This is a genomic window from Geodermatophilus ruber (genome assembly GCF_900114385.1).
Classification (GTDB): domain Bacteria; phylum Actinomycetota; class Actinomycetes; order Mycobacteriales; family Geodermatophilaceae; genus Geodermatophilus; species Geodermatophilus ruber.
Window position 1 is genome coordinate 60,872 of sequence record NZ_FOSW01000004.1, and the last position, 20,397, is coordinate 81,268.

General features: G+C 67.3%; 9 protein-coding genes. 3 read left to right on the forward strand and 6 right to left on the reverse strand.

Translation table 11 applies throughout. The features are described from left to right. The first annotated feature begins 360 nt into the window (after window positions 1–360). A complete protein-coding gene (locus BMZ50_RS07860) occupies window positions 361–672 on the forward strand; it encodes a hypothetical protein (RefSeq protein WP_091322911.1) in 312 nt (103 codons plus the stop codon). A 770-nt stretch (window positions 673–1,442) separates the two neighbouring features. Here BMZ50_RS07860 and BMZ50_RS24125 read toward each other — a convergent pair. Beyond that, entirely contained in the window at window positions 1,443–2,099 is a 657-nt protein-coding gene (locus BMZ50_RS24125) for an HNH endonuclease (RefSeq protein WP_177212707.1), read from the reverse strand. 167 nt (window positions 2,100–2,266) lie between these two features. Here BMZ50_RS24125 and BMZ50_RS07865 point away from each other — a divergent pair, with 167 nt between their 5' ends. Further along, complete coding sequence (locus BMZ50_RS07865; RefSeq protein WP_177212708.1) at window positions 2,267–3,322, forward strand: tyrosine-type recombinase/integrase; 1,056 nt, start codon at window positions 2,267–2,269, stop codon at window positions 3,320–3,322. Window positions 3,323–3,552: 230 nt separating this feature from the next. Here the strand turns inward: BMZ50_RS07865 and BMZ50_RS07870 are convergent, their stop codons facing one another. After that, window positions 3,553–3,972, reverse strand: a complete 420-nt coding sequence (locus BMZ50_RS07870) for a hypothetical protein (protein WP_091322915.1) — start codon at window positions 3,970–3,972, stop codon at window positions 3,553–3,555. Window positions 3,973–4,355: 383 nt separating this feature from the next. Continuing rightward, complete coding sequence (locus BMZ50_RS23665) at window positions 4,356–4,754, reverse strand: hypothetical protein (RefSeq protein WP_177212709.1); 399 nt, start codon at window positions 4,752–4,754, stop codon at window positions 4,356–4,358. A 376-nt stretch (window positions 4,755–5,130) separates the two neighbouring features. Here BMZ50_RS23665 and BMZ50_RS07880 point away from each other — a divergent pair, with 376 nt between their 5' ends. After that, the gene (locus BMZ50_RS07880) at window positions 5,131–7,500 is read left to right on the forward strand and encodes a bifunctional DNA primase/polymerase (RefSeq protein ID WP_177212710.1); all 2,370 of its coding nucleotides are present in this window, start codon (window positions 5,131–5,133) and stop codon (window positions 7,498–7,500) included. Window positions 7,501–7,685: 185 nt separating this feature from the next. Here the strand turns inward: BMZ50_RS07880 and BMZ50_RS07885 are convergent, their stop codons facing one another. From BMZ50_RS07885 to BMZ50_RS07895, 3 genes are read right to left on the reverse strand one after another with little or no spacing between them, the layout of a single operon-like run. Beyond that, a complete protein-coding gene (locus BMZ50_RS07885; protein WP_091322922.1) occupies window positions 7,686–12,977 on the reverse strand; it encodes a DEAD/DEAH box helicase in 5,292 nt (1,763 codons plus the stop codon). Beyond that, window positions 12,977–16,837, reverse strand: coding sequence for an Eco57I restriction-modification methylase domain-containing protein (locus tag BMZ50_RS07890; protein WP_091322924.1), 3,861 nt, complete (start codon window positions 16,835–16,837; stop codon window positions 12,977–12,979). The genes BMZ50_RS07885 and BMZ50_RS07890 overlap by 1 nt, the downstream gene beginning before the upstream one ends. Further along, the gene (locus tag BMZ50_RS07895; protein ID WP_091322927.1) at window positions 16,834–19,731 is read right to left on the reverse strand and encodes a helicase-related protein; all 2,898 of its coding nucleotides are present in this window, start codon (window positions 19,729–19,731) and stop codon (window positions 16,834–16,836) included. Before BMZ50_RS07895 ends, BMZ50_RS07890 begins: the two co-directional genes overlap by 4 nt. Between the last annotated feature and the right edge of the window lie 666 nt (window positions 19,732–20,397).

Genomic DNA, 20,397 nt, shown 5'->3' on the forward strand with positions numbered 1-20,397 from the left:
ATCGCTGCCGCCGGAGGCGCTGGCTTTGGTGCTACCGCCGTACTTGCGAGACCGGCCGACTGATCCGGTGGCACTCGCGCACTACCTGCTGTGGGCCGAGGCCGGTGATCACCCTGACTCTCATCTGCCTTGTCAGCCGGGACAGGCGCCCCGCGGCTGTGACACTTGCTGGGAGAAGAGTGAGGCATTTCGCGGAGAGGGGGCACGGCTCCCGTACGAGCACATGGCCCATCCGAACGAAGAACGCGAGGCTAGGGACCTGATTTCGTACTGGTATGCGCTTGGCGCGCTCACTGGGGTGCCCGTCATCGTGCACGGCGTCCCGATGTTCGACTCCACCCGCGTCCCCCGGCCGCACTGATGATCAGCCACTACATGACGACGGTGCCTTTGCGCATTGACGGTGCTCGCTTGATCGAGGCGGATTGCTGGATGAAGCCGTTCGATCTCGTGGCGCTGGGATGCGCGTGTGGCTACCGCCACCGACTGCTCGATGCAGCCGATCTCGGTCTAAACGCTCTTCACGAGTTCTATGGCGACCCGGCGGACGATGCGCTGGAACGCCTGACTGCGGAACTCCAGGAGAGTGACCACGCCGCTGCGATGGTTCCCGCACTCCTGGACTGGGCCATGTCTATGGGCGCCCCAGAGCACGTGGGAGGGCAGTCCTGATCCGAGTGCTTCCTGAGCGATTGGGGTGCACGTCGGACCGTCGGTCAGCCTCCGTCTACATCTGTAGACGGATGCCTGACTCGGGCAACGTCCGTGTTCAACCACCGCACGTGGTCATCGCCTCCCTTGCCGCTTCCTTGGCCTGAGCCAGGAGGGCGGCGGTCGACCGGGGCCAGGTGAGGTGAGGCCGCCAACCGGGCTGTGTCCCGCTTCGCGGCCGTCAATCCATTGGGGACCATGACGACCGCCAGGTCGCCGGGCCGGACATAGCGACCTGCGCGTGTCGAAGCACATCTTCTCGCCCCACATGACCGTCTGCATCAGGTCCTGCCCGGGCAGATCCGCCGCCCGTCGGGTCAGCAATGGGTCCCCCGCCTTCACTAGGCACCACGTGTCCACGTCGGTGTGGGGATCAGCGTGCTGTCGCCCGAGCCAGTAATCGAGAGTCATGGTTGCCGTCCAGTTCTGTCGAGGTCCCCAGCAGGCGTTTCCCCCGGGGGCTCCGCGGGACGGGTCCGACACCTGTCTGGGTCCTGTCCCGCGGGGCGGCCTCGCCATCGGCAGCCGACGTGCAAGAACCGACGTCTCAGGCGGATGGATCCTCCAAGTCACCCCATGGTGGGATGCTCGCCGCGCTTCGATCCTTGGGGGGGTCTACCGGCAATCCGATGTCACATGTCCGGCACCCTCGGCCGCCGGCGCTCCCGGAGAACCGGCTCTGCCGGGCCCCGTTCTGGACGGTCGCGTCACGGGTACCGGTGCCCGTTCAGTCAGTGCAAGGCGCGTCGGTTCTCCAGGCTCCAAGCACGCCAGTCCCACCGTTCGGCATCGCACGGGCGCTCCGGACGCGTGCGCAGTGCTCGGTGCAGGATGGCGTCGTATTCGTGCTTCGTTGCAGGGTCGGTGATGGGCCTAAGTCGCTGCTCCGTGATCTCCCGGTGATGCGGTGCGCACAGAAGCCGGAGATTCACGGCTTCGTTGCTGTCCCCGTTGATGTGGTCGATCTCGGTGCCGAGCGCGCCGCAGAGCATGCAGCGCTCACGGTCTCGGGCCTTTACCGCGCCCCTGACCGGCGGAGGGATGGCCCGACGTGCACTCTGGTATCCGCCGACGAGGGCATGAGCGATCTTGATTCGGCACTCGTACGGAACACCATCGCGGAACGCGTGAGGGTCGCGGCGGAGGCGTCCCCGGGTGTCGCGCACCGCCTTGGCGACGTCGTGACACCGCAGCGAGCAGTAGGGGGCAGCGCGCGCGCCGGTCTCGAAATCGTGGCCGCAGTTGGCGCATGACAGTAGATACCGGCTCGGGGTCGGGAGTGGCCTTCCGATGCCGGGGTCCTCGACGACCTCGACGACTAACGGAGTGCCGTCGCGCAGGAACACCGTGGTGCGCGGTGTCTCGGTACGACGGGCAGGGCCGGTCATGCGAACAGGTCTACACGGACGCGGGCCGCGTTCATGTAGACGATCGGTCCCCACAGACCTGCCGAGCAGTCGCGTCGAAGTGTCAGACCCTGCGGGTAGACAAGCCTTCTGAGACCGCCGAGAAGACGGGATTAGCGGTTCTTGATGTGGATTCGGAGGGGGATCGGATGACGGCTGTGGCAGTGCGGGCGGAGGGGGCCGCGATCACTGTCGAAGGGACCGATCCGGCTGAGCGAGACGGCTTGGCCGTCCTGGCTGCGGAGATCGAGTCCCTCGCAGCCGAGGCCGCCGACCTGGTCGCCGCCGGTCGCGCCGACGCCACCCACCGTGCCTACGCCAGCCGCTGGCGCGCTTTCGAGGCCTGGGCCGCCGACCGGGGGCTGGCCGCGCTTCCCGCCGACCCGACCACCGTGGTGCTGCACCTGACCTGGCTGCACCGGCAGGGACGCGCCCGCTCCACCCTCGCCCAGACCGCGGCGGCGATCGCCTCGGCCCACCGGCAGGCAGGGGTGGAGACCCCGCCGACGGCGCATGAGGTCGTCCGGCGACTGCTGCGCGGACATCGCCGCGCCACGCGCGAACACGTGCAGCGGCAGGCCACGCCGGTACTACTCGACGGCATCCGGCGCCTCGCTGCAGCCTGCGATACTGGCTCCCTCACCGGTCTGCGCGATCGCGCGGTCCTGCTCGTCGGCTGGGTCGCCGCCCTACGCCGCAGCGAGGTGGCAGCACTCAACGTCGAGGACCTGCTGCGCGAGCCACACCGAACCAGCCTGCACATCCGATGGAGCAAGGCTGACCAAGACGGACAAGGGGAATGGCTGGTGCTGCCGCGCAGCAATCCCATCGCCGGGGACGCGGCGCATGCGCTGGACGCATGGCTGGCCACCTCCGGCATCCAGCGAGGACCGATCTTTCGGCCCATCGATCGCTGGGGCTGTCTCCGGCCGACACGGCTGTCCGCTCGCGCGGTCGGGGAACTGGTCGGACGCTACGCCGTAATGGCTGGACTGTGCCATCACGCAGCCGAGGAGCCGTGCGGGCACGTTTGGACCGGTCACAGCCTCAGGGCGGGTTGCGCAACCCAGTTGGATCTGGACGGGATTGATGGACGGATGGTCGAAAGATACTTGCGGCAGAAGACTCCAGGCATGAGCGCGCGGTATCTACGCCGAGAGCGCGAGTGGCGGGCGACGGTCGCGGAGCGACTCGGCACCGGCTAGTGACCGCTCGTCGCTTCCAGCCAACGTAGCCGATATAGGTTGCGCGTTGGTCCACAAGTCGGAGGGCGACTGACCTCGCAGTCCCATCTCGCGGTTTGAGAAGGCGTCTCCGCCTTAGGTGGGGACCTCACCGGTAATCCCGGCCTTGACCAGCGCCTAGTAGTCCGGCGCGTCCTTCAGGCAAGAATTGCAGCAGCAACACGACCGGCGCTGGACTTCCTCGCGACTATCTACATTTGTGGACCCAAGTAGCAGCAGGCTTCCGCCGAGGCCTGCCCACGACCCTCGAAGGTGTCGGCGATGATCTGCGCGGCCCGCAGACCGGTGACGGCCTGATCAAGGACGCCTTCAACCGCAGTTAGATACGCCAGCACGACACCGACCGCGTCCTCCGCATGTGCCGCATAGGCGCCGTGCCTGATCACCACCTCCCCACCCGACGCCGCTGCGGTAAGCCAGGACTGGACCTGCTTCAGCACGAGGGGGACTCCGGCAAGCGATTGGCCGATGTCTCGGAGCACGTGCGCCCCTTCCCTGGGGCAGCACAAGCCGTCCGATGTCGCCGACGACAGTCCGTACAGCCGAACCAAGTCGGCGCCACGAGCAACGTGAATTAGCACCATTTCACCCGGGTCCGCCAGATCCTCCATTGCTTGACAGCATAAGCGTGAACCCTGACGCTTTCCGGCGGGCAGGGGTTATGACCAAAGTACTGTTCACCCGGTGGCTAGTGGCGTCGGGACTCCGCCGATGTCCCGGAACCCAGGAGTCTGGACCACCGTGTGATGACAGCACGGCGGGGCTCATGTCGCACAGGAACAGGTTCAGCCTCAACCGATTGCTACCCCTCATCTACGTGAGAGGTAGCAACCCTTTAAAGACTTACCTCGCGGCTGTCGATAGTCCCGACGGGACGCGGGAGCGTGCGACCAAGGACCGGGTGGGACTATCGACAGCCGCGCTTGCGGTGATCATGCCGATCGGCGCTGCGTTCCGCACTCCGCGCCTTTCGGGAGTTCAAGGCCAGCCGAGGTCAGGCGCGTCGACTCCGTGGACGTCGCGACCCGAATGCCCGTCGCGCTGCGGCTTGGGCTTCGGGGTCTGGCACCTCCCGCACGACCATCCGACCGCCCGGCCCGGTCACCAGGTAAAGGCGCCAGTGATTGCCGATGGACTCGATGACGATCGCCGGGGGAATGTCGGCGAAGGCGCTTCCCCAGATGGTGCGGCACACAAGCCACCAGTTCCACTCGCCCCCGCACACCCGGGTTGCCTTGGGTGACTCCGGCGAATCGAGGTTGAAGGTGTGGGGATATCCGTCTGGCGCGCATTCTACCGGGATGGTGGGGTTGCCGCGAACCGTCCGGGTCGGGAGGCCGAACTGCAGGTCGACCATGGGGATGGTCGCAAAGGACTGCTGAATGTTCCTCATGTGCTGTCGCCTTTCCGTCGCGCATGAACACTGCGGTGGCGGTATCGGCACAACATGAACCCCGCTGCTACAAGTCACGAAAAATCTTCAGAGTTGGATTGATGATCTCCCTCGCGTGCGGGCGGCCGCGGCAACACAGACGTTGTCGCCAACGTGCGCGCCCCTAAGGCCGCCCCGCGCCCCTTCTGATAGGTAGACCCCGCGCTAGACAGGCAACGCACACTTCTTGTCCGATCTGCGTCCGAACCTGCCGATGGGGCAGCCTGTGACTACCGAAGAACCGTTTATGGCCCCGCTGGCCTCCCCGGGGGAAGCGACGGGTGGTGGACCACTGATTCATCCCGGCCTCCCCCGAACCTCCGGAGCGACCCCCAAAATGGCGGCTCAGATCACGCCCGAGCGGCTGATAACCGCATCACAAGCGGGTCAGGAGGATGGGGCGGCCTCGATGCGTCTGGTCGCGCGTGCTTATGCGCGGTCGGGAATCCCGGTGCTTCCGCTCTGGCACATCCTTCCCGATGGATCCTGCGGTTGCGGCGATCCCACCCATGCGCCCGGAGGGAAGAATGCCGCGCAGGCGGGAAAGCACCCGATCAACAAGAACGGCGTCAAGGGCGCGAGTACAGATCCCCGGCAGATCGACTCGTGGTGGTACCGGCGGCCACGCGCGGGCATCGCGCTGGCTACCGGCCACGGCTTCGATGTCATCGACATTGATAGCGCGGATGCTCTGCAGGCTGTCGCGGACCTGCTCGCAGCCGACCGCATTCCGACACCGCTAGCGTGGGCCCGAAGCGGCCGGGCCGGTGGGCTGCACTGCTTGATCCCCTCGGTGCCGGGCGCGGTGAATGGCCAGCGACTGCTGCCGCAGGTCGACTACCGCGGGAAAAGCGGATATGTGGTTGCAGCGCCGACCCTGCATCGATCTCTCGCCGCGTATGCATGGCTCTCCGCGACGCCCGCCCTGCCTCGCGGTGACGCCGTCCGGGGACGTGCCATTGCGGCCACTTTGCCGTGGGAGACCCCGCCTCGCATAGGCCATACGGTGGGCCCGCGGGAGCGCAATTACGCGGCTGCTCGCCTAGAGGGCCAGGCGGGGAATGTTCGGGCGGCCAAGTCAGAGAAGCGGATCCAGGCCCTGTTCAAGGCGGGTATCGCGATGGGAGCCCGCGTGCACCAGCGGCACATCAGCAGGGAGCAAGTCGAGTCCGCTCTGCTGTCCGCTTACGCCGCCGCTGGTGGCCGTGATGCCGGAGCCGCGGATGTCCTTTCTCGGGCCCTTGAGGCGTCGGCGTTCACCGAGATCCGGCCCCTCGCCAACACCCCACGCCCGGACGTCGCTGCGACCCTGTCCCTTATCCGCAAGTGGGCGACGACGCCGAACGGGCGCAAGGCGCTTCGCGGCATGCGTCGTCCGGCGCTCGAATACGTCCTGGCGAGCGCAACGGATTCAGGTTCGCTGAAGTTCCGCATGGCGCACCGCGAGTTGGTCAAGGCGATCGGCTGTGTAGCGTCAACCGCAGGGCGGGTTCTGAACGATTTGTGCACCGCGGGTGTCCTGGAAAGGGTGTTTCGAGGCTCCCGGCTCGGCCAGGAGGCTGCGATCTACCGGCTACGGGTGCCCAGGGATTTCTCTCATCGTGGGACACCTTCTGATGCTCAGCGGTCTGTCCCCCTTGGGGACGTGCCCCGGGATGAGAAAAACGGTCACCCTGTCGACGTGCCCAGCCTCCCCACCTTCACCGCGATGGTCCATTCACTGTGGACCGGCACAGGCCGAGGCAAGGGCTACGGCCTGACCTACGTCGACCAGCGGCTGCTGGCGGCGCTCCCCGTTGACGGCAGCCCGATCAAGACTGCGCAGTGGGCATTGGCAGCGGACTGCTCCTCAGCGACGGTGCACCGCGCCGTCACTCCCTCCCGTCAGTCGCTGGCCTCGCTCGGCCTGGTTGAACGCTGCGGATGGGGGTTGGTCCGTGCAACACCGGGCGGCCTGCCGCTTGTCCGGGCGATCTGCGGCAGTGATACCGCCGCTGCCTTGGACAAGTTCGCTGAAGGCCTTGGTGTCGCTGACCGTGTCGAGCAGCGCGTTGAGCGAGTAGAGGCCGATCAAGCGAAGTACGCGCGCGGGCTACTCCAGCAGAAGGTGTTCCGTGTGCTGCGAGGCCGTGAAGGACACCGACGGGATGCCCAGGCAATCCGCAGTCTCATGGGGGAGGACGGGGTATCGGCTTTGGTGGGGCTTCTCGCCGACGTGGACGCCGCCAGTGGCAGCCAACGGGCGCGTAAGGCGATCGCGAGCCTTGTGGAGGCTCTCATCAATCTCGCGCACCCTGACGATCTGAGGAGCCAGGATCTTGAGGCTGCGGGCGTCCCGCGGTACACGCTGACCCCAGGCCTGCTCTCGTGGCCTACACAGCGCGTCTGGCACGTCGCCGCCGTGGCCGCGAGCGTCCGCCTTATCACTCGCCCGCCGAACATTCCCGTGCACGCATCGACAGGACAGTGGCTCAGCGACCACCAAGCCGAAGAGGCATTCGTGGCCGGACAGTCGGCGCTTCAGGTCCAAGTCCCGATTACCGACTCGGAGCACGCCCGAGCCCATGTCGATGCAGTGCTGCGCATCGCCCCGTTGCCTGACATTCGCGAGGTCATGAGCGTGCCGATGATGCGCCCGAAGGCTCAAAGTCAGCGTGCAGTCGTGTCAACAGAGTACGGGCCCGTCGCAGAGTTATCACGCCGTTAGGCGAAACGATGCACCTGCACAACGGTGGGGTTGACAGTGCGTTAGGAATCCACGCGACCCGCCTAGCGCTCTAGGGCCGCTTGTCACCGCCCTGCTCTCTCGCAGGGCGGTGACAAGCGCCTTCTTGGCCTTCTACCAGCCAAGGCGCGGCCCGAGCGGTGAGTCGCCACCAGCCTGATCGATCCTCATACACCGAGTCGGTCCCGCAGGCTCTCGATTCCAGCCTGCAGGTTGTCATGCCGGATCACGAGGACGCTGTAGCCCCTATCGCGCAGTTTCCGCCGCTTCTCCGCGTCGTCCGCCGCGATGGTGGGGTCATCGTGGACTCCGCCGTCGAGCAGGACCGCGAGGTTGAGCCCCTCGCCCTGCCAGTGCAGGTCAGCCTCCGCGACCGGGCTGGCGGGGGGAAGGCCAATGTGTGCGGCGGTCGGCGCGGGGAGCCGCGCGTCCTTGATGGCCTGCACCATCCACTTCTCGGTCCGGGACGCGTACTCGGTAAGGATGACGTCCCAGTCTCCCGAGGTGTCCTGCGCGGTGATCGTCGCGCCGCGAGCGTTGGCCGCGAAGAACGGGATGACCAACGTGCGGTCGAGGTACTCATGGTTCCACTGGTTGTAGAAGGTCCGCAGGCACTCGTAGCAGGAGTCGAGGCACGCGTCGGGCTGGTCGGTGCCGTCGGCGTTGCTGTGGAGCATGTCGAGGGCTTTGGCCGCCAGGGCCTGCCAGGTCTCCGGAACGGCGACCCGGTCGACGACCCCGACGCCGCCCTCGTCCATCTCGTAGATGAGGATCCGGCGACCGGTCGGCTTGGTTTCACCCTCCGGGTGCGGGAAGACGTGCCCGGACAGTTCACCGAGTTCGACGCCGAAGTGCGTGCCGATAGCCGCCATGAGGGCGTAGGTCAACGTGTGCGCGTACTTCTCGGCATCGGCTCCGTCCGGCGCGACCACGTCGAGGAGCAGCATGTCGTGGCGTCCCTCGGTGAACAGGACGACGTTATCCAGCAGATTCTCGGTGGCCGGGTGGCATTCCTTGCCCGTGTTGAAGTGCTCGGCGTCGGGGTTCCAGGTGCGACAGCGGGTGCACAGACTGAACTGCTCGTCGCTGCGCTGCAGCCCGGTGTTCGCCTGGACCAGGTGGCCGAGGTGGGCGTAAGTGGCCGCCAGAGGGCTGCCTTCGCTGGGCGTGATGTCCCGCTTGCTTACCCCCAGGGGCGGCAGGCGGTAGCCGGTGGCGATGCGGTAGCCCTGCCGGAGACGCTCCTCGCTGTCTGCCCCGACGTTGTCCCGCTGCACCGCGTAGGCGTCGGTGATCGGCATTGCGGCCCGGAAGGTCTTGGCCTCCACGAGGGGTCGGTCGCACTGGGGACAGCGAGTGCTGGCCACGGCTTGCGCCTTAGTCAGGTAGGCGCCGCAGGAGCAGAAGTGGAGTTCGTCGGTGACGGCCTGGGTGTCACGTCCGAACGATGCCTTCGTGACCACGTAGCGGTTGCCGAGGTGGTAGATCGAGTTGCCGGGGGCGAACTCGCGGAGCGCGATGGCCCGAGACCGCACGCGGGCCTGTTCTCGGTTGTTGAACCGCAGGAGGACTGCCTGCCGAGGAAAGGCGTAGGTGGGCAAGAAGCCGCGCTGGGCGAGCCAGGCCAGGGGGTAATAGTCCCCGGTCCCTTCGCGGATCTTGCGACGGATGGTCTCGATGGCGTCCCGGCGCCGCTTCTCTGACCCGTCCAGGCCCGTGGCGTCGCCCTTGGCGTTGAGTTGGTCGAGTTCGATCTTCAGTTCGTTGGCGTAAGTGACGAGCGCCGCCATCTCGCGGTCGAGCGCGGAAACGAAGCCGTCGACGATCTCCGCGACGAGGGCGTCGGTGACGGCCACGGCGGTGGCGAAGACGTCCGCGAACGCGGCCCTCCCACGATCGATCAGCGTCGCCCGGTTGGCTTCGATGAACTGCTTGAGGGTGGCCCGGTAGGCGTCGGTGAGTCCGCCGGTGGCGTCGTCGAGTCGAACCCAGGACGTCAGAGTGTCGGGGAAGTCTTCGTCCCGGGCTCCGAGGATGAGGGCGTTGAGGTGGGACCGCAGCAGCGCCTCATTGTCGAGGAGGAACCGCGGCGCGGCGATCTTTCCGGCGACGATCCGCTCGGGGCGCTTGAAGAAGTATTGGTCGTGGGTGCCGCTGCGTCCCTGGGCGCTGCAGAAGGTCACGACGGTGGAGGGCTGGGCGGCACGTCCGGCCCGGCCCTGCCGTTGCGCGTAGTTCGCCGGGGACGGTGGGACGTTACGCATGTACACGGCGGACAGGGACCCGATGTCCACACCCAGTTCCATCGTCGGGGTGCAGACCAGGACGTTCAGATCGTCCTTGGGATTCTTGAAGCGGGTCTCGATTGTCTTGCGCTGGTCCCCGTCGAGGGAGCCGGTGTGCTCGAACGCCTCGATGCGCATCGCAGATCCGAGGGGGGCGGTGTAGGCGTTGCGGAAGAAGTCGTCGCGCCCAGGCCGGTCCTCTACGAGGGCGACGCGGACGCAGCGCGGGCAGTGCCGGACCCGGGTGAAGATCCAGCGGGCGGCACAGCGGGGGCAGCGGTATCCGACGGGTGCCTTGGGGAGCCAGTAGCGCAAGCGCTCTTCGTTGAGCACGAGGCCCGGGCTGTGGGCCCGGAGGAACTGGTAGCGCGTGAGGAAGTCCCGTGCCTCGCGGATGAGCCGCTTGACGTCGGCGCTTGCGATGCCGTTGGTGGGATCGATCTCGCGGCGGAGCCACCGGGTCAGTGCGGTGGTCTGCGGCGCGTCAGAGCCGTCCGGGTTCTCCTTGCCCGCTAGGCGCCGAACCTCGACCACACGCCTTTGCTCGGCCCGCTCATCGAAGACAACTCGACGCATCGGAAAGTCCGGGCTGCCGTGGAAGTAGCAGGCGTCGCTGATCTGATCGAGGACGTCGGTGCGGAACTTGTTCGGGTCGCTGAACGCGGACGCGGGCCCCTGCTCCTCGTTGTCGCTGATCATGGCCCGTTGGCGGCGGATGACGTCGAGGATCGTGCGGAGCAGGTCCATGACCAGATCCGGGTTGGTGTCCCCGTAGGCCCGCAGGAACGCTCCGACCTCCGGATCGGATTGCAGTCTGGGGAGGACCAGGTCGGGCTTGAGCATGGCGTAGTCGGCGATGACCAGCCCCGTGTCTTCGAGGTTTGGTTGGGCCTTACGCGGGGCGCCGCTCGTCTCCATGAGCACGCCCGCCTTCAGGTAGCGGATGTAGCGAGCGCGAGCCTTCGCCTGGTCCGCTTCCGGGTCCAGGCTGGGTGCGTCGGCCTCCAGCGAGGTGAAGCGCGGCAGCGTCCCTGTGGCCTTCATCGCCTTGAAGGCTTCGTCGGCGACCTCGCCGGTGTCCAGCGCCGTCGCGGGATCGGTCGCCGCCTGGAGGCCCGCGATGACCGCGCGGCGGAAGTGGAACCGGCGGGACATGGATCGCAGGTGCGCCGCCTGGAACGACGAGTCCTGCTGATTGTCGGTGAACGCCATGACCTGAGGCTTGCGGTCGGGGTCGAGGTTGTTCAGCATCCCCTCGACGAGGACGTCGGTGGCGGTGGCCCGGCCGACCGTGCCGACCTGGAAGAACTTGTTGTACTCAGAGTTCTGCCCGTCGTAGCGGACCCCACAGGACGGGCACAGCAGCAACGGCGCGGCCACCATGACCACGTCTCGGATCTCCGGGTGGCCGCAGTTCTCGCCGAGGGTGCCGCACCGGCCGCACGCCTTCGTGCGGCGCGGCACTGCTCCGTCCCGACCCTTGCGCGGCGTGCCGTCCTTCTTGACGTCCCTCGCGTCGACCGGGACGGCGTCTTCGTCCCAGTCGTCGGTCATGACGTACACCGGCAGGCCGTCGTCTCCGGTGGTGAGGAAGTCGCGGGAAGTGAGGGTGGCGCCGTCGTCGGTGGCGACGTAGTAGTCCTGGCCGCAGGCAGTACAGAAGATGATGGGATACGCCTGGACGTCGGAGACGTGCTCCTCGGCGCACATCGTGCAGGTCGACTGCCCGCGCTCGGACAGGTGCGGCGGGTCCTCGATGCGCAGGCATCGGGTGACCGGAAGGCCCTGAGAGAAGAACGCGTGCACCTTGGGGGTCAGCAGTCCCACCGCGTCGCCCTTGGGCCCCGGCGTCTTCACGGCGGCGGCCAACATCAGTGCCGCCTCGATTTCAGCAGTCGCCTCATCGGTCGACGCGCCGGGCCGAACCTGCTCGATGTAGTCCTCGGCCAGGCGCTGCACCGACCGAACCCCCGCCCACATCGCCCGCTCGACCCAGGCCACCGGCAGGCAGGAGCGGACGGCGTCGGGCGTCGCCGGGCCGTTCAGCAGCGCCGGGGCGAGGACCTCCACGACCTGTGCATCGGTCTCAGCGGCCCGGGCTCGCTCGACGGTTCTTACCGAGACAACGGCGTGCGGCAGATGCAGGTCCCCGATGTCGGGATCCCGGGTTTCCGGAGCGCCGTACTGCTCCTGCACCACGTGCTCCGGACTGAAGGTTTCCCCGAACAGGTGGCTGGCGAATCCGGCGATGACGCGGGCCGCCTCCGCAGGGTCCCCGGAGTCCACGGTCGCGGACGTGCCGATGCATCGCAGCGTCCCCGTCGTGCCGGTGCGTTCCTTGAAGCGGCGGACGAGCAGCGCCATATCCGCGCCCTGGCGGCCGGAGTAGGTGTGCATCTCGTCCAGCACGAGGAACTGCAAGCGTCCGCCCTGGCCGAGCATCTTGAACAGATGCCCGTCCTTGCGCCGGACGAGGGCGTACTCCAGCATCTTGAAGTTCGTGAGCAGGATGTCGCAGCCCTGCGCGTGCAGGGTGTTGCGGTCGATGACCTCGGAGTCGAACGGCAGTTCGCGACCGGTCAGGGACCGGAAGTCCTTCAGCGCGGCCTCGCTGGTGGCCTTGAGGTCACCGGTGTAGTTGCAGACCCGCAGTCCGCTGCCCGCGAGTCGCGCGGCGAGGTCCTCGTACTGGCTGTTGGCCAGCGCGTTCATCGGATAGATGATCACGGCCAGCGGGGAGCGGAAACCCTCGGCCGAGGTTGCGGTGGCGAGTCCGGCCAGTGCCGTGGACACGATCGGGATGTGGAAGGTGAACGACTTGCCGGAGCCCGTGCCGGTGGTTACCGCCGTGTTGGAGCCGGTGAGTACCTGCCGGAACGCCTGTGTCTGGTGCGCGAACGGCTCGATCGGCGCGGCCGATCGGTCACCCGGCTTCTTGGTGAACACGTTCAGCACGCCGGGGTCGAGCACGCCCTCGTTGACCAGCGTCTTGAGCGGGGTTCCTTCGCGGAACGGCTTGGCGATGGTGAGGAATGGCTCGCGGTAGAGCAGGCGCCCTTCTGTGCGCTTGCTTTCCACCCACTGTTGGATCGCCGGGTTCTTGTAGAACTGGAACGAGTCGACGTACTTCGTGTAGTCCTCGCGCAACGACGCCAGCATCGCCAACGGGTGCATCAGCGCACTCCCCCGATCTCCTCGAACGCTTCGAGGCGCAGCCGCTTTGAGCGGTATTCCCCGATGGTGTCGTCCCGCTCCTCAATCTTCCTGAGCAGGTCGAAATGGTCCAGCACGGTCTCGTATTCCATCAGGGTTAGGCCGTAAGCACGGGCGACATGTGCGTCAACCTTGGCGTCCAGCCATTCCCGTTCCTTCGCAGTCCAGACCTGAACGGGCCATCCCGTCAGATCGGCCAGGGCCTGGGAGGTGATGGACAGTGTCGCGGCGAGCCCCTCCACCTCGGGACTGATCATGCGCGGAGGCGGAGCCGCGCACTGCGACACGATCCAAGGCGTGACGTGACCTCCTGGCATGTGGATCCGCACAAGGAAGTCGAACACCATCGAGTTGAACAGCGCCGTAAGGCGAAGGGCGTGCTCCGGTGCGACGGAGATGACGGGAAGCGTATCCGTGGCTGGATACCGTCCTAGAAGTGCAGTGCGCATGATGCGGCGGTCAGTCCATGGACGGCCGATGTCCCGTATAGCGATCAGCCAGTGCTCACCGGCAATCTGCTCCAGTCGAGCATTGACGATATCCGCGTGCATCCAGTAGCGCGGTTGAACCTCGAACCGAACGTCAGCGTGTTGCGTCTCCGTGACTCGGGGGATGTCGGGCTTCTTCCCATACTTGTTTGCGCCTCGATACCCCTCGAAAGTGCGCGCCCGATGGTCCCACCGGTTCGCCATCTGACCTTCATAGACCGGTATCGCGACGCGACCGTCCGAACGCCGGAAGACCTTGTCTGCGCCAAGGCCGTAGCCGTCCGCGAACAACGCCTCCTCGCGAAGTAGCCAACCCTTCCGACGCGCGATCGTGGAGTTGAACATATCGCTTAGCCGGATACCCCATGGATTGAGGCCGCCGACGTCGCTGAAGTCCAGAGTCTCCCACCGCTTCTGCAGTTCCAACGCCAAGTCGATCTCGTCGACCCGCGAAGTGGACGGCAGTGTCCGAGTGCGCGGCGCAAAGGCAGCGAGGTCCGCCCGCGGCCATTCACGGTAGGCAGCGGTCGATGCCTTCTCGACCCCGAAGTTCAGCATGGCCGCACGCATGGTCGGGGCGGTCGGGGCATGTGGCCGGAGCACCAGGACGCAGAAGCGCTCGACGGCAGCCACCACGGGGAACACGCGAGCACCCGAGGGGCTGGCGTTGACGATGTCGGTGACTTCGTGGACGCGGTTGTCCTCCAGCACGCGCTGCCAGACGCGTGACTGCGCCTGGTCGACGGCGATGCCTGTCTTGACGATGAGCCCGGCATGGCCACTGTTCGCTGCCGCAACCTCGGTGAACAGCACGTAGGTGTTCGTCTTCCCCGTGGTTCGGGTGAACCGCCCGGATGTTTTCGCGAAGTGCGCGAAGCGTTCCTTCGTCGCCTTGTAGGTCAACCAGCGGGAGTGGAGGCTGGGGTTGGATGCCTCAAGGGCTCCGATGGCATCCCCCCGATGCTCGCTGGTCATCGCTGCGATATGGGGAGCGGCCTGCGCGAAGAACTCTTGCTCAATGCTCGCGGTTTCTTCCCAGGGCGGGTTTCCGATGACCAGGTCGAAGCCGCCCTGCGCACGGGCCTCGGGAAAGGCGAGGGGCCAGTGCAGCGGATTGAGGTCCTCGACGATCCGCGCCGCCTTCGCGGTGAGTTCGGCCTCGGCGCTGGAGTTAACGGCCTGCTGGTAGTCCGAGGTGGTCGGCGCGCGGCCGAACTCGGCCGTCCAGAAGAAGGCGGCCGTCCACAAGTCGGCGGCCTTCTTCCACTTGGCGTACTCATCGCTGTCGCGCCACTTGACGTACGCCCGTTGCTTGGCGCGGACGTCCGCGTAGGTGTGCTCCGTGGCCGTGAGCGCGAAAGGCGGCTTGAGGTCTGGGTCGACCTTGGCAAGGGCGAACAGCGCGTCGTCGGCGTCAACAGCGGCGGCGAGGAACGCGTTATTCCGGTTCTTCGCGGTCGTGAGCATCGCCTTGTCGTCCTTGTCGGCCGCTTTGAACTCGTAGGCGGCGGATGGGATCTCGTTCGGGATGTCTAGGAGCGGCCAGCCAACGAGGGCGTCGCCGCAGACGATGTGGGTGTCAAGGAAGGACAGGGGTTCGTCCGGGACGATGCAGTGGATCCAGAGGGCGACCTTGGCCAGTTCGACCGCGAACGGGTCCTTATCGACGCCGTAGATGCAGTGTTGGAGTACCGCGCGACGGGCGTGGGTGAGGTCGATGTCGCGGGGCTCGTGGGGCTGGCTGCGGGCCTTGGCCAGGGCGTAGGCGATGCGGTCGAGCGCTCCGACCAAGATGGCGGCGGAGCCGCAGGCTGGGTCGACGATCTTGAGGGAGAGCAGCGCCTCGGCCTGGGCCTGCGGATCCGGTCCGGCCTCGGCGAGCCGCTGGTCGATCAGAGGGTCGAGGCTGCGGGCCAGCAGCAGGTCGACCAGGTCGGTGGGGGTGTAGTAACTGGCCAGGTCAGAGCGTTCGACGCTCAGCGGCGCCAGGTATGCCTGCCCGGCGGGGACGACGCGACCGTCCACCGCGGTGGCCTGCTCGGCGATGGTGAGGGTGTAGTCGAGGAGGGATTCGTAGACGGTGCCGAGTTCCTCGACGCCGAGGTTGCGGTAGTCGACGTGCATGGGGACACGGCCGACGTGGACGGTGGTGAGTGCCCGGATCGCGTCAAGGGTTGCCTTGTTCGAGCAGCGCGCCCGGCCGGTCAGCGGGGTGCGGGCGAGGTCGAACAGTTGCCCGTTGTAGGGATAGACGCCGACGGTGGCGGCGAGTGCCTCGTCGCCGAAGATTCGGAAGGTGGTCTTGAGACCCTCCCAGAGGTCCTGGCGGCGGGGCTCGGCGTCGTCGGCTTCGGCGCGGGCACGCAGCGCGGTCAGCGAGTACGTCTCGTCGTAGAGCGGGTTGGCCTGCTTGAGCATGCCGCGCTGCTCGGCGAACAGCAGAAACAGCACCCGGTAGAGAACGGTGAGCAGTTCGCGGTGGAAGTCCCGGCCATGGTCGGGGTGTTCGCCCAGGTCGTGGCGAAGCCCGGGTGTGGCGTCGAGCAAGCCGTTGGCCAGGGTTTCCAGGGCCTCGCGGACCTGGGGTTGGAGGCGCTTGCCCGCGGCCACACCGGCGTCGAGCGCCTGCTCGTAGGACTTCTCCAAGAGGGTGAGGTGGTCACCGTCGCTGGTCTGCTCGGTGAGGGGTCGGAAGCGGCTGGCGTGGGTGAGGCGCCACAGGGCGAGGAAGTCCGCGTGGCTGGCGCCCTCGAAGATGGCGGCGAGGTCGAACTCGACGTAGCCCCGGGTCCGGGTGTGGTGGTAGTCCCGCATAAGACGCAGGACGCGGCCGTTGCTGAGCATGCCCCAGCGGACGGGCACGTTGTTGAGGTAGCCCTGCAGTTCCTCGTGGGGGCTGCGGTGACGGGGGCCGCGCTCGTCGAGGTCCAGATCGGGCACGAGGTGGATCGGTGGGGCGGCGTGGCCGCGCCAGCCGAGGTGGCTGATCGGCCAGGTGTCTCCGCCCGCGGTCAGGCGCGAGCGCTGGTAGACGGGGTCGAAGCCGAGCAGATTCAGCAGCGGCAGCAGGAGCCGCTCGCGCAGCCGGGAGACGTCCATGCCGCGCGCCAACTCGTCGCTGTAGGCGCTCCATAGGGCCTGGCCGGTGCGGAAGGCGGCGTCGAAGTCGCTGTCGTGCTGGGCGCGCGTGGGCGGTGCGCCGTCGGCGTTGGTGAACGTCGCGATGTCGGCGAGGAAGCGAGGGTCGCCGTCGACGACCGGCTGGCGGAGCGCGTCGGTAAAGACGTCCCCGAGGAGCCCTCCGGAGGTGTGGATCAGGCTGATGTCGGTCATGGCGCAACTTCGGGGTAGACGAGGGTGACGGCGATGAGGTCGGCGGAGGTGGCTTCGACGTCGTCGAGCCCGTTGGCCCACTCAGCGGACAGCCCGGCGTGGTGCTCGGCCACGGTGCGGGCGCGTGCGGCCGCGAGGCGGTCCAGGCGCGGGCGCAGGTCCGGGTCGCGCAGAACGTCGCGGGCATCCTCGATGAGGTCGTCGCGGTACTGCTGGCCAGCGCCGCCGGGGCCTGTGAGCAGCGGCCACGGGTCCGGCACCGGGGAGCCGTCGCTCAGGCGGTACGCCAGGGGCACGATCTCTTCGAGGAGGACGGGCGGGTTGCCGCGAGCCACGTAACGGAACAGCACGTGCAGCACCAGGTGGGCGGCGTCGATGTTCGGGCTGATCCGTCCGGTGATGCGGCCCGTGCACTCGGGGAGTTGGGCCTTGTCGAGGGTGAGGTCGATGAGCCTGCGCATCAGCGGGTGCGCCAGGTCGATCATGTCGACCTCCGCATCATCGATCCCGGCGACCGGATCGAAGGTGTAGCGCTCCCGGGCGGTCACGGTGTCGGCGATCTCGCCCGGGATCGGGTGGATCGTGAAGGTCCCGTCGGTGTGCTCGGCGACGTCGCCTTGCAGTTCGCGGATGCAGGCTCGGGTGAAGGCGGCGATCCGCTGCGCCGAGCCGATCTCGTCGCGGGACCGGGAGAGGGCGGTCTCGATGGTGGCGAGGTCGATGTCGGACTGGCCGTAGAAGGATTCGACGCGCATCTTGTCGAGGCGGTCGGTGCCGCTGATGTTGGCCTCGGCGAGCCTGGCGAGTTCGGAGTCCAATTCGGTCAGATCGGCGTCGGCCTCCTCGGCGAACAGGCCGGGAATGGCCATCTGCCCGTGGCGGCGCTTTTCCTGCAGCGAGGCGCGGTAGGCCGAGCCGGGATCCGACAGGTGCAGCAGGATGTCGGAGTTGGCCAGGAAGGGCGGCACGAACCCGTAGTCGGCGCGCATCTGCTGGGCCTTGGTGTCGATCAGGTAGAGCAGGGCGGCGTCGAGCGGGTCGTCGTAGACGAGCGTGCGGATCCCGACGAAGGGCTCCTTCTGCTGGAACCGGTCAATGCGGCCGTTGCGCTGTTCGAGCCGGTTCGGGTTCCACGGCAACTCGTAGTGGACCAACTCCGCGCAGGCGCGCTGGAGGTTGAGGCCCTCGCTGATGCAGTCGGTGGCGACGAGCACCGCCTTGGGTGCGCGCTCGAACGCCGCGAAGGTCTCGCTGCGCTGAGCGAGGCTCATCTGTCCGTGGATGGCGAACACGGCCGCGCCGTGCAGCGCGGGCGTCTTCTTGTTTCGGCCGCTGGCGGCGTGTTCGAGCCGGTCGGCGAGGTAGTCGAGGGTGTCCTTGAACTTGGTGAAGACGAGCACGCGAGCGGTGTCCGGGTGGGCCGCCATCCGCTCGGGCAGCAGCCGGAACAGTTCTTGCAGTTTCGGGTCCTTGGGCGGCGTGACCTTCTTCGCCGCGGCGGCGATCTCCTCCAGGCGGGCCAGTTCGTGTGCGGTCTGCAGGGTCGAGGCGGCTCGGTCGAGGTTGGCGGCGTCGCCCTCGTCGTTTTCGGTGAACAGTTGGTCGCTGGTCGCCTCGCGTGCGACGGCCACCTGCTTGGTGGTCGTGACGGCGGCCTGCTTGCGCAGGGTCTTCACCCGGTTCTCGACGGACTTGCGCAGGGCGTACGGGCTGGACAGAGCCCGCTTCTGCAGGTGCGCGGCGATCCATCGGTCCACGGGCGCAGTTCCCGCGCCGTAGAGGTCTTCGGCGTAGCGGTGCAGCCCCTCCAGCAGGAGCCGCATGTCCGGGTACTTCGCCAGTTCGATGATCTGCTCGTCGGCGCGGCGCTTCGGGAACGGCGAGGTGACGCCCCGCTGCTCGTACCACGCCTCGATGTCGCGTCGTTGCCGCTGCACGACGTGGTGGGCCCGCGCGCGGTCGCGGTCGATGACCGGGCCGTCCGGCGTGTCGTGCACCAGCGTGGCGTCGAGCATCCTGAACAACGACGCGTATGAGTCGGTGTAGCCGTTGTGCGGGGTCGCGGTGAGCAGCAGGAGGTGCCGGGCCGCCGCGGCCGCCGCCTGTGCGAACTGCCAGCGCTCCATGTCCGGCTGCTGGTCCCGGTGCAGCGTGTGCGGCATCGCGCACAGGTGCGCCTCGTCGATCACGACTAGGTCCCACGGATAGGCCAGCACCTGTTGGGTCCGGGTCTTGAGGTAGTCGATGCTGGCGATCACTACGTCGTGGGCCGACCACACGCTTTTGCCGGGCAGGAGTTTGCGCTCCAGGGCCGGGAGCAGATTGCCAGAGACGATGGTCGCGTCGATGTGGAAGAAGTGGTCGAGCGCGTCCCGCCACTGCTCACGCAGGTTGGCGGGCACGACGATGAGGACGCGCCGCGCTCGTCCTCGGGCCATCAACTCGGAAGCGACGAGCCCAGCCTCGATGGTCTTACCGGTTCCGACGTCATCGGCGATCAGGAGGCGCACCTGCTCGCTGCCCAACGCCATCAGCAGCGGCACGATTTGGTAGTCGGTGGGGATCGCTCGGGACCGCTGAAGACCCAGGATGGGCGCCGTCCCGTGCAGGAGGGAGAATCGCTGAGCGTCGAGCAGCAGGTCCTGCTGGCGCTGGTCTCCGACGGCCTCAGGTGCGGGTAACGGCAGCGCGCCCTCGTCGAGCCGCTCCAGCCCTCGGTGGAACCGGTGCGCTTGATTGTCCCGGCCGTCGAGGGCGGTGGCGCCGAAGATGTCCCCGTCGAGGTAGTCGACCCGCCACAGCCGCTCGCGCATCCGGATCACTCGACCGGGCGCGAGCAAGTCGAGATCCGTTACGCCGTTTTCCGTCGAGAGATCAGTCTCGCTACTGGTCATCGGCTGAAGGCCCGGCGCCGCGAGGCCGTGAACGGCAGAACAACTGAGGCGCTCTCGATGACCGGGTCAGCACCAGGGGTGAGAAGAACGCCTGCCTGGTTGAAGCCGACCTGATCGTCGACACTCGCTACCTGGGTCACCCTCGTTGCTCCCTGTCCCGCTTACCTGCTGTGCCCTTCAGTTGGCACCGCGTGACGGTAACTGAGAGTCCTGGAAGGTCAACGAAATGAGAGACGTCCTGTTCGAGGGACTCTTGCCGAGTGCTCGACACGCAGGATGTGGCTGGTCAAAGCGGAGGGAGTCGAGTGCTCAGGAGTCGCGGCGGCGTGGCGTGCCGTGCCCTCCTGGCCACCTGCAGCGTGCGAAGCGGAAATATGCCTCTCCGCCGCGGGACTCGGGAGCACTCCGGAGGAGTGCCGCGGGACTCGGGAGGAGTGCCGCGGGACTCGGGAGTTCAGTGCGATCTGGACGCCACGGGCTCGAAGGAGGCCACGAGCGTCCACCCGGGGAGTCGGCGACTCAATCGGAGCGTGTGCACCCAGGTGCAGTCCAGTGACACCTCATGCAGCGTCCTGCTAGGGGGCTGGGCGAGAGGCCCCGATTCCGACCCAATGTGACACGGGAGTGTCACGCGACAGTCCTCACCACACGCCTAGTCGGCGCACA

Coding starts and splice junctions, on each gene's coding strand:
- BMZ50_RS07880 (WP_177212710.1), top strand. CDS start 5,131: ATGGCGGCTCAGATCACGCCCGAGCGGCTGATAACCGCATCACAAGCG.
- BMZ50_RS07895 (WP_091322927.1), bottom strand. CDS start 19,731: ATGACCAGTAGCGAGACTGATCTCTCGACGGAAAACGGCGTAACGGAT.
- BMZ50_RS07885 (WP_091322922.1), bottom strand. CDS start 12,977: ATGCACCCGTTGGCGATGCTGGCGTCGTTGCGCGAGGACTACACGAAG.
- BMZ50_RS07890 (WP_091322924.1), bottom strand. CDS start 16,837: ATGACCGACATCAGCCTGATCCACACCTCCGGAGGGCTCCTCGGGGAC.
- BMZ50_RS07860 (WP_091322911.1), top strand. CDS start 361: ATGATCAGCCACTACATGACGACGGTGCCTTTGCGCATTGACGGTGCT.
- BMZ50_RS23665 (WP_177212709.1), bottom strand. CDS start 4,754: ATGAGGAACATTCAGCAGTCCTTTGCGACCATCCCCATGGTCGACCTG.
- BMZ50_RS24125 (WP_177212707.1), bottom strand. CDS start 2,099: ATGACCGGCCCTGCCCGTCGTACCGAGACACCGCGCACCACGGTGTTC.
- BMZ50_RS07865 (WP_177212708.1), top strand. CDS start 2,267: ATGACGGCTGTGGCAGTGCGGGCGGAGGGGGCCGCGATCACTGTCGAA.
- BMZ50_RS07870 (WP_091322915.1), bottom strand. CDS start 3,972: ATGGAGGATCTGGCGGACCCGGGTGAAATGGTGCTAATTCACGTTGCT.